The sequence below is a fragment of the Candidatus Hydrogenedentota bacterium genome, assembly GCA_018005585.1.
Taxonomy (GTDB): Bacteria; Hydrogenedentota; Hydrogenedentia; order Hydrogenedentales; family JAGMZX01; genus JAGMZX01.
The window spans coordinates 3011-14915 of record JAGMZX010000142.1; the positions used below are offsets into that span (position 1 = coordinate 3011).

The following is an 11905-nucleotide window of genomic DNA, read 5'->3' on the forward strand; positions in this document are numbered from 1 at the left end:
AATAACCGCCCCAACCGACACGCACCGTCGTGACGGCGGACCAGTCGAAGCTGCTATGCGAGGCCTGGTTCCACCCCGCGCGTTCAAACTGGTCCAGTGGTACAAAACACCGTACAGAACCCGGCGTATTCAAGGGACGGTCTGTGTTTGCGATGTATTCGGCGCCGTGGGCATCTTGAACGATGATGCGCAGGGGCGTGGGAGCGCCTTGCCCTTCCGGCACGGTTGAGTCTACAACCAGACAAATCGTGTTGCGTAAGTCCAAAGGCTTTTCACACGCAAACGAAACGAACAGGTGTGTGTCTACATCTCCCTTGGTGAGATGGGCGTGGGACCTCCAATCGCCGTTGGGGCGCTGCTCGACGCCGCCTTCGACAATTCGCCCTTGCCGACCGTTGGCTGTGCGGAGGGCAATTGCGACAGACTCAGCACGGGCAATGCGCCTTCGCCCGGAGTTTTTCGTTCCGGCGGTTGCGCGCTTGCGAAGCGGAAGAACATCGCCCCGTATGGCCCGAGAGTGAGGGGCACATCGTTCGCCGACGCGAGCGGCAGCGTTTGTCCGGTAGCCGGGTCCCATTGTTCGCCCTCGCCATGCGCGGCGAAGCCCACCACACCAGACCACGGCTCCCCGCCGTCGTTGGTCAGGAAGTAGACCTCGTGGCCGTCGATTCTACGATGCGTCACGCGAATGGGTGCTCGTCGGTCCGCAAGCCGGACATCTTGCTCCAGGAGGGAATCCAGAACCAGTGGCAGCAGCCCTTCGGACCCAGGGGGCAGGAACACGCCGGCTCCGCCGGCGTTGTTGGAGGAGAAGCCCGGAGTTTCCCCGGTACCGAATACTTCCTTGGCCAACGCTGTGACGGCAGACGAGGGAAACTCCTTCTCGCTGTTGGCGGGCAGACACGACACCGCGACCAGTGCGCCGCCCGAACGCCAGAACGCCGCCAATGTCTCCCACGCCCGGAGCGGCAAGGTATCGGCGCATGGGAGGACCACGACGCGCCATTCCAGGTTGCCGTGCCGCAGCACGCCGTTGTCGACCGTGGCCTCACACAAGGCCTGCCCGTCCACGTACGTGAAGTCACGCCGCGCCTCGAAAAGGGCATTGCCACAAACGCCGTAGACGGACTGAATACGTTGTGCGATGGCGGGACAGTCTTCCGTCCAGTGGCGCGATGGCGCGAATCTCGGCCACACGCTCTCCACAGGGTAGAGCAACGCGATGTCAGCGACCTGAAAGCCGCCCTTGAGCATCGTGCAACAGCGCCCCACCCACTCGTTGATGCGCACGATCTGATCCGTTGAAAGGCCGGCAAAGGAATAGTAGCTCGTAATGGTCGTGATGCCGTTCAGCATGAGCCGGTTGCACGTGCCGCGAATCTCGTCCTCGGTGACCACGCGCACGGGCCGGTCATCTCCCTCGCGGCGGTATCGCTGCGCGTGGTCCGAGGTCTCGCTCATCGTAACGGAGCGGGTCTCCAGTTCGGCGGCGCTGCTGATGAGCCGCGCCACAGACCAGGGAACATCGGCGGGAATGCTGGTCAGGCAATCGATGCTTGGGGCGTCCAGCCGCCGGATGCAGCGGAAGAAGTCGCCGTACAGCGGTACGTGCCCGAGCAAAGACTCTTCGAGCAACAAGTGGCCGCCCGAAAGCGTATTGTGCTCGCGGCACCAGGATTGAATCTGTCCAAAGTAGTTTTCGGAAACCAGTTCGCCGACCGTGAGCCAGAAATCATAGCGCACGGCGAGAGCTTTAGCGCCCGCGTCGCTTACGAGCGCCGGGATGAGCGGTTCGAGCGCGTAACCGTGCCGCCGCTCGAATTCGCCGGCCAGGTTGGGCGCCCAGGGCAACACGCGATACGTCTGCCGTTTCATGAACAGGCTCATCAGCGATGGCTCGTCGGTAAACGTCGCGATGAACCAGGCACCCAAATCGTTCCCGAGCCGCTGCGCATACGCCCCATGAGTCAGTTCGATAAACCGTCTTGCCGGTTCCGGCATCAGGAGATTGGGGTAGGGGTTTGCGTCGGACAGGTTGCCGTCGGCGTGCGTACCCTCGTGCAGATAGCCTCTCGTGATGACCATGACGTGCCAGTGGCCTGCGGGCGCGTTCCATTTGAGCAGGCCGTCATGCGTTTGACCCGAGAGGTCGACGCCTTGCTCCAGGTCGGTCACACCGTTCGTGATTGGAAAGGCGGCCGCTCGTTGCAGTTCGCCCGGCGGAACGGCGATTGACACGTCGCCTCCCGCCGACATTGCATCGGCAATATAGATTCCCTGCGCCTGCCATTCGGGGTGGCCGCGAAGCGTCAGGCCCCCGGCCTTGCAGGAGGGATAACCCCGCTCGTCGTAGAGCCACAGGGCCATGCCCATGTCTTTTGCCTCACGCACGCCCCGCGTAAATGAGGCCCATTTTTCGTCACTCTCCAGGTAGTCGGCGAACGCGACGTTTGTTACCATGCCGCCGAAGCCTTGTCCGGCGAGTGACTGAAGCAGTTCGTGTTGGCTCTCGGGCGAGTCCGGCAGGTTGTGAACAATCTTCAGGATGCGTGTCTCCGCGGGCGGGTCCGCGAAACGCCGCTTGGCGAGTGAGGGTTCGGCTTCAGAGCCGGAAGCCTGGGCCGAAATGCCGCAGTTGGGAAGAAGGCGGAGCACGGCGCCCGTCAACCCGGCTTCGGCATACGTGACAAGGGAGCGCGCAAGCAGCAGGACCAAACACAGTGTTGTCACGCGCGCGCTGATCGAATACTGTTTCAAACGTCTCGTCCTTCTCTTGCCGCGAAAGCGATGCCATGGTTCATACAGGGAACTGCGCCAATCTATGCGCGGAAGAGGTTCAGTTTCAAACAGCACCGGCCTGTGGGCCGCGGGAAATTGAAGCCAGCCGTTCTGGCGAGGGTCAGACCTGCGTTCAGTAAACGCAGACGCGTAAGGAACTCGCCGGCACGCGCAGTACGAGCGGTATACAGATTGGTGATAACGACCTATGGAGTATGGGTATGTCTACAATGGTGTGAGCTAACGCCGGTCCATTATCCGTGACACTGGTACCCTGCAGGGACCCTTATTGAGGTACAAGTGGAAGGCCGTGAAATAACCGTCAGGGATGTTGTCAATGAACGGTCATGGCGGCAGGCGCTGCGAAACGGTGTCTTGTAATTCGGGAGCAGGGTTCTGTATGATGACATTCTTGGAATGCGGGATCACACGAGTGCGGTGGCGGCAGGTCTTGGCTGGTGATTGCGCAATTACTCATCTTAGTCTGCTCTATATATCGCTTAACGTGAGTGCTCGATAATGCGTGTTCTCTTCGTTCTCAATATTCCCTATGCCATAGAACCTCATGGCGCCATGCTGCTGTCGGCAATATGCAAGCAGGCGGGCCATCACGTGGACTTGGCCTTGTTGCGAAAGGACAACCTTTTGGAGCGGGTCCGGAATGGCAAGCCGGACGTCGTGGCGTATAGTGTTATTGGCAGCGAGATTGATGTTTTCGCGAAGGCAGATGCGCGGCTGCGCGACCACATGGCCAAGTCTGGCCAGAAGGTCTTTCGGATCATGGGGGGGCCTCATCCGACGTTCAATCCGCAGGTGCTGGACGAATTGCAGCTCGATGCGATCTGCCAGGGAGACGGCGAGCGCGCCTTCGTGGAGTTGTTGAGGCGTCTTGGAACGGGGGAATCCCTGGACAGAATTCCCAACATCGCGCTGACGAGCAAAGGGGCCGAGGTGTTGGAGAAGTTGAGCGGCGACGAACTCGACCGGTTGCCACATGCCGATAGGGAGATTTACTACAAGGCTGTGCCTTACATTCCGCACACGGGACTGCGTTCGTTCATGACATCCCGTGGCTGCCCGTTCAATTGTTCGTTCTGCTACAACCACGTGTACAACAGAATGTTCAAGGGCTGCGGTCCGATAATGCGCCGCCGCTCGGTGGATGGCGTCCTTTCTGAAATCGAGTACGTGCGCGAGAAATTTCCGCCCATGCGCTTTATCCGCTTCTTCGATGACAGTTTCGCGCTCACGGTCGATGATTGGTTGCGCGAGTTCGCGGAGGAGTATCCCAGGCGTATCGGGATTCCGTTCTATTGCCTGATGCGCCCTAATGTTTTCACGGAAGAGGCGGCCTCCCTGCTGAAAAAAGCGGGATGCTACTCGATATCGATGGCGGTGGAGGCCGGAACGGAACCGATCCGGAACGGCATCCTCAAACGAAATCTCTCAGACGACGATCTGCGCCGCGCATTCAGCCTCGCGCGGAAGACCGGCCTGAAGACATATGGCAACACGATGGTTGCCGTTCCAGGCACACGGCTTGAGGATGACCTGACGTCGCTCAAGTTCACGCGAAGCTTGGGGCTTACCGTGCCTACTTTCAGTGTATGTAGTCCTTCGCGGGGCACTACGCTTGCGGATTACGCCATCGAACGAGGATTGATCAGCCCGGACGCGGAACTCATTACCCGATTCTCGGGTTTCAGCCCGCTCAACTGCTATACGGAGAAAGAGAAGGCGATTCAGGCGCGCATCGCCTGCCTGGGCACGCTCTACTGCACTGTGCCCGGATTCATGACGCCGCTGGTAGAAAAGATGATAACGGCGCCGTTTCCCATGGGGCTGGCAAGGAAGATCGGCTTCAGTTTCAGCGTATTTCGCATCGCCACGCGCCTGTTTCCGCATGCCATTCCACTTAACCCCATAACTATTGCAAAAGTCGCCATCGACGGCATTCGGTATTTCTGGTGACCGGAGCGGTCGTGTGAAAAACGGGTCTGGGGGCGGTCCCAAGTTCTCCGGATGGAGTGGCCATTTTAAGGTCTGCGGTATACAATCTCAATCACGTCTTTTCCGAGACGGATGAGAAGCATCGAAGGCTGGCGGGACCTGCGCTGGAAAGGCGTTGTGCTGTGATAATCGTGTCCAGACACCTTGAAAGAGATGAAATGGATTTGCGCTGCCTATTCCTGCGTTGTCTGGTCATCGCCATGCTCTTGTCCGTGCAAGTTCCGCTTTCCGCGGCGCAACCGCCACAGCCGATCGCCGAGTTTCCGGAAAAGCCGGTCCTGGTACAGTTGACGGACGGCGCATTCCTGGTCTTTTTCGTGCGCATGAAGGCGGATGGGCAGGTGGTCACGGCGAGGACGTCGCAAGACTTGGGCGCGACATGGAGCGAGGAATCGCACGTGATGGCTTTGTCGCCGGAAGCAGGCGGATGGACCTTGCCGGAGGCGCTTGTGGACAGCGAGGGCGAGGTGCACTTGTTCTTCCTTAATGATGCGCATAGCGGCGTGATTTTGACGGGCGAGGACCAGCGCCCCAAGGCGGGCCGCTTGCATGAGCGGAGACTCGACATATGGCACGCGCGCTCGCGTGACGGGCGCGCGCGCTGGGAAGAACCCAAGAAAATCTGGGAAGGCTACACGGGCGCGCTGAATTCGGTCATCGAGACGCACACAGGCCGGATTCTGCTGCCGTTCTCTTGCCTCACGAATCGGACGTGGGCGAACCGGGGCGAGGGTCTTGACACATTCACGTATCGGGGACAGTTCGACTCGACGCTGGTCTATTCCGATGACGGCGGCGAGACTTGGGTATGGCCGCCGGTGCGGCTTAAAACGCCCACGCCAGACATCGTGTCCGCGTACGGCGCTGTCGAACCCGTCATCGTCGAACTGCGCGATGGCCGTATCTGGATGCTCATCCGCACGCAGCAAGGCCGCTTTTACGAATCGTTCTCGCCGGACGGCGCGGCGTGGGGCACACCGATGCCTTCGGCCATCGTGTCCTCCGATTCGCCGGGCGGGATTGTGCGCCTGACGGACGGACGCCTCATGCTCTTCTGGAACAATTGTCTGCGTTATCCCTACGCCTATGGGGGACGGCAGGTGCTGCACGCGGCGATCTCCGCCGATGAAGGACAGACTTGGCGGGGCTATCGCGAAGTCGCCCGCGACCCATTGCGCAATGAGCCGCCGCCCCCGCGCGGCGATCACGGCACGGCGTATCCATTCCCGATTGCGTTGCGGGATGGCCGGGCCGCGTTTGTGACGGGACAGGGCGCGGGCCGCGTGGTGTGCAAGGTCGTGGACCCCGAGTGGCTCACGGAGCCCCGGCAAGAAGAACGTTTCGCCGAAGGGCTCGATTCGTGGTCCGTGTTTGGCACGCGGGGTGTGAGCCTATTCCCTCATCCGGACCGCCCCGATGCTCGGGCGCTGCACATTGGCCGCGAGGATACGGACTGGCCCGCCTGTGCGGTCTGGAATTTTCCCGCTGGCGCGGCCGGCAGCATCCAACTCCGGCTTCAACTCCTGCCGGATTCCCCCGGTGCGCATATCGGCATCACGGACCATTTCTCGACGCCTTTTGACTTGGAAGAGGTTTTCCATAATCTGTTTGACGTTACGCTGGGACCGGACGTTGTGCCGCCGGGGCAATGGCACGATATCGAACTGCGCTGGGACTGCGGCAGGCGCGCGTGTGAAGTCCTGGTGGATAGCGAAACCCATGTCGAAGCGCATCAGACGCGCGACAGCGTGTCGCCTTGTTATCTGCGCCTGCGCACAGCGGCGGAGACCGCGCCGGACGCGGGTTTTCTCGTCGAATCCGTCGTTTCAGACGTGACGCATGCCGCACAATAGAAGAAAGGGACATGCCTGTGGCGGCTGGCGATTTCTACTTCGCGATTAACGCGACCTTTCGTTTCATTCTCCAGAATTACGGAGAAGCGGCGTTGGTCAATTACTGGCGCGCCCTGGGGTCGGAGCATTATGCGCCGCTGGCGGAGCGTTTTCGTGCGGGCGGACTTGACGCCGTCGCTCGCTATTGGACGGAGTTCTTTGCGCGGGAGCCCGGCGGCGCGGTATCCGTTGGGAAAGAGGCTGGCTGCGTCATAGTCGACGTGCGCGAATGCCCGGCAATCCGGTGGCTGCGCCTGCACCAGCGCGCTATCATTCCAAGTTACTGCCAGCACTGCCTGCATGTTTCCACGGCGATTGCGGAGAAGGCGGGCATGCGCTTTGAACTGGAGGGCGGCGGCGGAACGTGCAAACAAACCTTTCACACCGGCAATCAGGAAACCCCGGCATGATCGGCGTACAGGATTTTTGCGGTCATTACGACTGGACCTTCGAATATCTCCGGCGCACCCACGGCGAAGCTGCGCTACAGCGCTACTGGTCGGAGGCAATTGCCTTCGATTCACAGCGGCACGCCTATGAACTCATCCGTGCCCGGGGATTCGACGGCATGGAAGCATACTGGGGACATACCCTGACGCAGGAGGAGGCCGGGTACGCGATTACGCGCACCGAGGAGGTGTTTCGCATCGACATGCACGAATGCCCCTCGAAGGGATTTCTGCTGAAGAACGGCTTGGCGGCCTATGAGGACTACTGCGCGCATTGCATGGGCTGGATCGGTCCCGTTGCGGAGCGTGCGGGATTCACCATTGACCATGAGCACAACCATTGCGGCCAGTGCTGGTGGGAGCTTTACCGGGCAGACACGGACCCGGACCGTGTCGCCGTCCGCGCGAAGGCGGGCGGGAGGAAGTGTGAATCAAGGCCCGATTGGCGCAACGGCGTGCATCATGTGTACCGGCAATGCCGGCAACAGCCCATGGGCACGGAGCCAAACGACGCATTTCCCGCCTGAATCATGCGGCGTTTCCGCGCCGCCGGATGGTAAGGTCAGGGTCAACCGGCTGCGTTGGAAAGACCAGACTGGCAAGAAAACCGATGGAGAGACTGAGAAAGAAGCTGACCGGGAAGTAGTAGACGAAGTGAATGTCCGTTTCTTTCTGTATCCACATGGTCACCGGAAGCGCTACCAGCACCCCCGTCAGCCAGCCCGCGAACGAGCCGCGTCTGGTCAGTATGCCGAGCAAGAAGAGCGCGAGCACCGGGCCGGAGAATAGACCGAGAAACGTCTGGGAAGCTTTGATAACGTCGCCTATGGCCGATGCGAAGAAGGCCACGGCCGTAGCCAGCATTCCGAAGAACAGGGTGAGAACGCGCGCCAGCAGCAGATCTCGCGTTTCACTCGCCGCCACGCGGCGCAAGGGCCTCACAAAATCGTTTATGAGCACCGTGGACAGGCAATTGATCCCGGAGTCCATGCTGGACATTGCCGCTGCGAAAACACCCGCAATGACCAGTCCCGACAATCCTTGCGGCAATGTTTGCACCACGTAATAGGGAAAGACCTGGTCTCCATGAACACCGTCGGGAAGCTGGCCGGGCCACGTGTGGTGGTACGCAAACAGGCCTAACCCGATGAAACTGAGTACGCCAATAACGAACACGGAAAACAGCGAATTGACGACGGTCGCCCGCACCATCCCGGCGAGATTCCGGGTCGCCATCAGGCGCTGTACCGTCATCTGGTCCACGCCGTAATCGTGCATGAACTGGAAAAAGTAGGAGATTGCCGCGGCGCTCAGCGTCATGTGCGTCAGGCTGAAATGCCAGTCGCCCAAGTTCAGGCGTCCGTGCAGGACGCCCAGGCTAATGATCTCACGCACACCGCCGGGGACTTGCCAGGCCAAGGCTACCGCAACAGCGAGCGCGCCGCCGACGAGCACGGCGAACTGGCACACATCCGTCCAGATGACTGCCGCAAGACCGCCCAGCGCGGTGTAGAAAGTTGCGAGCAGGCCCATACACAGGATGGCAAACCACAGGGGGATATTGGTCACGGCGGAGAGCGCGAACGCGGGCGCGTAGACCACGGTGCCCAGCCAGCCGAGGCGCGCGCAGAGGAACAACGCCGAGACGCAGTAGCGGGCCCGTGCGCCGAACCGGCGCAGGATGTATTCGTAAGACGTGGTCACGTCCAGCCGCTGATAGAAAGGAAGAAAGAGATAGATGATGAAAGGCGCCGCGACGGGCATCATCAGGATCCCCGCGTAGGTCGATATGTTCTCCGAATAGACCAGGCCGGGTACGCCGATATAGGTGATGGCGCTGGTAATCGTCGCAAACACGCTCACGGCAACGGCCCACCAAGGCATGTTCCGGCCGGCCAGAAAGAAATCCCGCGTTGTCTTCTGCCGCCCGGCCACCGCAATGCCGACGGCCGCCATGACGGCCAGATAGACGGCGAGCACCGCATAGTTGACCAGTCCGAATCCCTCATGCTGGCCCAAGAGACTGCCTCCCCGTTGGTTCGCGGAATTTCTGTCGAAGCGGGCCTGCACACCATATCACAAGACGGCGGGATGAGGAGACATGTCCGCGCTGGCGGCGGTTGACCCTTACGCGGGAGTCGGGTCTCCGGTTATCCTGTGCCCGGGTGGCATTGGCCGGGGGAATATCGATATCCTCCCGCAGGAGAGGCGTGCATGAACCCTGAAATCGCCCGGCACTGCGCGGAGCTTGACCGCTGTAATCAGCGTGGCGGCCGCATGCTGTCGCTGTTGGACCTGATCGACGCGGGCACGGTCACGCTGGAACTTGCCGCTTATCTGATGACGCGGATGAGCGAAGGCGTATCGTTCATGGTAGGCGCGCGCCCTGGCGGGGCAGGCAAGACGACCGTCATGTGCGCGCTATTGAACCTGGTTCCGCCGGATGTGGAACTGGCGCCGGCGGTGAACACTTGCCCACGGACCGCGGAAGGTCCCCGGTGCTGTTACATCTGCCATGAAATTGGCTCGGGGCCGTATTTTGCTTACTTGTGGGGCCGGGAACTCCGGGCCTATTGCGCGCTAGCGGAGGAGGGGCATCTGCTCGCGACGAATCTGCACGCCGATGACCTGGATCAGGCGCGGGACCAGGTATGCGGGGAGAACCAGGTGCCCGTGGCGCACTTCAATGCGTTTCAGTTGATGCTCTTCCTGCATGTGGACGGCAAGGGCTACCGGTACGACAGGCGGATAAGCACGGTCTATGCTTCGGACGGCCGCAGCGAACACAGGCTTATCTTTGAGAATGGAACGCTGTTTGAAGCGCCGAACTCGGCGCCGGAACGCGTCGCGGCCTGCCGCGCATTTCTCGATAGACTGCTGGTCGAGCGTGTTCGTGCTATTGAGGACGTGCGGGAGCAAGTGCTTGCCTTATTGAAGTAACGTGAAGGGCCGACACCGGCATGCATTCCCGGTTTCCAGCTTGTGCCATTCCCGGGGAGGCGGGCGCAGACGGCGGCACGTGGTTCAGCCCGCCGGAGTGGAGCATGTGGGAGGGACTTGACCCATGATTCGATACAAAAACGCGTTTCAGCCGCTCGCGTTCGCATTGGCCTGTGCGTTCGCCGCGTTTTCTTGCGCGGACACGTCAAAGCCAAAGCCGGCGATTTCCATGATGCTTCCCATGAGCGACGAGGTCCGCTTGGCCACATCCGTCTATCTTCCTGATGGGAAAGAAGGCGCCTGGCCCGTGATTCTGGAGCGCACCCCCTACAACCGCGCCAATGCACAGGCGATTCCGTATGTCGGGGACGGCTATGCTGTTGTGACGCAGAACCTGCGCGGCACGCACGGCTCGGAAGGCGAATGGGACGTGTTTGGCCATGATGGATGGGGGGGGCCGGGCCGCCAGGACGGCTTGGACACGGTTGCCTGGATATTGGAGCAACCCTGGTGTAACGGGCGCATCGGGCTCGCGGGCTATTCGGCCAGCGGCATCAGCGCGCAATTATTGCTGGGCGCGCATCCGCCGGGCGTGCGATGCGCGTTCATCAACGCTGCGTCTGACAATTTCTATGAGCTCGTGTTCCTCAACGGCTGTTACCGCAAGAACACCATCGAGCAATGGGTGGAGGGCAAGCCTATGCTGGCGGAGTTCGAGAAACACCCCGCATATGACGCGTTCTGGGAATCCCGCGATGTTCGCGCCCGGGCGGACACGATCGACGTGCCTGTGTATATTCTCTCCGGCTGGTTCGACCTTGCGCAACGTTCCGCGACCGCGTTTTTTCAGCGCGTTCACAACAACGGCCTGCCCCACGCCCACGGTAACTGCAAACTGCTCATGAATACCCTGGCTCACGCGGCCCCATCCGGCGTGTTGACCTTCACCGATCGCGCCGACACCAACCTGGACGCGGCCTTCGGCTCCACGCGCGACTGGTTTGCCTACTGGCTGAAGGAGGAGCAGAACGGCATACTGGACAAACCGGCCGTGGCGTTGTTCCTGATGACGGACGAAGCGGCGATGGAAGCGCCGGGCAATACCTGGCGCTTCTACGAGAACTGGCCGCCCGCGGCGACGCCGAAGACGCTCTACCTGCATGAGGGTGGGAAGTTGCTGGCCGCGCCGCCGCAACGGACTGAAAGCAGCACCGCCTATGTGTACGATCCGGCGTCACCAACGCCGTCACTCGGCGGCAATAACCTGTTTCCGCCGAGCGGGCCGCACGACCAGCGCGAGATCGAGGCCCGTTCCGATGTGGTAGTGTTCGAAACGGACGCGCTTCGCGAGCCGCTCACGGTGATCGGGCCCATTTCCGTGACGCTGTACGCGAGTTCGGATGCCGTCGACACGGATTTTGGCGCGCGCCTGTGCGACGTGTATCCCGACGGCCGTTCGATGCTCGTGAACGAGGGCATGGTGCGCGCGCGGTATCGCGATTCGAACCGTACCGAAACACTGATGGCGCCGGGCACGGTCTACGCGTTTCACATCGACCTTTGGGACAACGCGCTGACCTTTGCGGCCGGACATCGCATCCGGTTGGACATTGTCTCGTGCAGCGATCCGCGTTATGACCCGAACCCGAATACCGGCGAACCGTTCCGCCGCCATACGCGCACCGCGCCCGCGCGGAACACGGTTTCTCACGACGCGGCCCGCCCGTCTCAACTGGTGCTTCCGGTTGTGTCCGCCGATTGACCGGTGGCGGCGCGCGGGGAAGTGGGCGCGCTGGGCGCGCATTGGTATACTGCATTTTCTTGTGGTTGGAGTCT

9 protein-coding genes are annotated in these 11905 nt (G+C 61.2%); 6 read left to right on the forward strand and 3 right to left on the reverse strand.

Features of this window, described 5'->3' with window-relative positions; genetic code table 11:
* On the reverse strand, positions 1-223 hold a 223-nt coding region (locus KA184_19130), incomplete at its 3' end, for a hypothetical protein (protein ID MBP8131697.1).
* A gap of 80 nt (positions 224-303) precedes the next feature.
* Positions 304-2757, reverse strand: a complete 2454-nt coding sequence (locus KA184_19135; protein ID MBP8131698.1) for a hypothetical protein — start codon at positions 2755-2757, stop codon at positions 304-306.
* 540 nt (positions 2758-3297) lie between these two features.
* Between KA184_19135 and KA184_19140 the strand changes: the two genes are divergently transcribed.
* The 4 genes from KA184_19140 to KA184_19155 all read left to right on the forward strand — a co-directional run bounded on the left by KA184_19140 (position 3298) and on the right by KA184_19155 (position 7656).
* The gene (locus tag KA184_19140) at positions 3298-4749 is read left to right on the forward strand and encodes a B12-binding domain-containing radical SAM protein (GenBank protein ID MBP8131699.1); all 1452 of its coding nucleotides are present in this window, start codon (positions 3298-3300) and stop codon (positions 4747-4749) included.
* A 197-nt stretch (positions 4750-4946) separates the two neighbouring features.
* Entirely contained in the window at positions 4947-6641 is a 1695-nt protein-coding gene (locus KA184_19145; protein MBP8131700.1) for an exo-alpha-sialidase, read from the forward strand.
* Between the two features lie 11 nt (positions 6642-6652).
* Positions 6653-7090: a hypothetical protein gene (locus tag KA184_19150; GenBank protein ID MBP8131701.1), complete on the forward strand. Its 438-nt coding sequence runs from the start codon at positions 6653-6655 to the stop codon at positions 7088-7090.
* The gene (locus KA184_19155) at positions 7087-7656 is read left to right on the forward strand and encodes a hypothetical protein (GenBank protein MBP8131702.1); all 570 of its coding nucleotides are present in this window, start codon (positions 7087-7089) and stop codon (positions 7654-7656) included. The genes KA184_19150 and KA184_19155 overlap by 4 nt, the downstream gene beginning before the upstream one ends.
* A 1-nt stretch (position 7657) precedes the next feature.
* On the opposite strand, the gene KA184_19160 is transcribed toward KA184_19155, so the two are convergent.
* Complete coding sequence (locus tag KA184_19160) at positions 7658-9148, reverse strand: sodium/solute symporter (protein MBP8131703.1); 1491 nt, start codon at positions 9146-9148, stop codon at positions 7658-7660.
* Between the two features lie 195 nt (positions 9149-9343).
* Here KA184_19160 and KA184_19165 point away from each other — a divergent pair, with 195 nt between their 5' ends.
* Positions 9344-10069, forward strand: coding sequence for a hypothetical protein (locus KA184_19165; GenBank protein ID MBP8131704.1), 726 nt, complete (start codon positions 9344-9346; stop codon positions 10067-10069).
* Positions 10070-10193: 124 nt separating this feature from the next.
* Positions 10194-11831: a CocE/NonD family hydrolase gene (locus KA184_19170; GenBank protein MBP8131705.1), complete on the forward strand. Its 1638-nt coding sequence runs from the start codon at positions 10194-10196 to the stop codon at positions 11829-11831.
* The last annotated feature ends 74 nt before the right edge of the window (positions 11832-11905 follow it).

Excerpts from the sequence above, each read along its gene's own strand:
- KA184_19140 (MBP8131699.1), top strand. The coding sequence starts at position 3,298 with ATGCGTGTTCTCTTCGTTCTCAATATTCCCTATGCCATAGAACCTCAT.
- KA184_19145 (MBP8131700.1), top strand. The coding sequence starts at position 4,947 with ATGGATTTGCGCTGCCTATTCCTGCGTTGTCTGGTCATCGCCATGCTC.
- KA184_19150 (MBP8131701.1), top strand. The coding sequence starts at position 6,653 with ATGCCTGTGGCGGCTGGCGATTTCTACTTCGCGATTAACGCGACCTTT.
- KA184_19155 (MBP8131702.1), top strand. The coding sequence starts at position 7,087 with ATGATCGGCGTACAGGATTTTTGCGGTCATTACGACTGGACCTTCGAA.
- KA184_19165 (MBP8131704.1), top strand. The coding sequence starts at position 9,344 with ATGAACCCTGAAATCGCCCGGCACTGCGCGGAGCTTGACCGCTGTAAT.
- KA184_19170 (MBP8131705.1), top strand. The coding sequence starts at position 10,194 with ATGATTCGATACAAAAACGCGTTTCAGCCGCTCGCGTTCGCATTGGCC.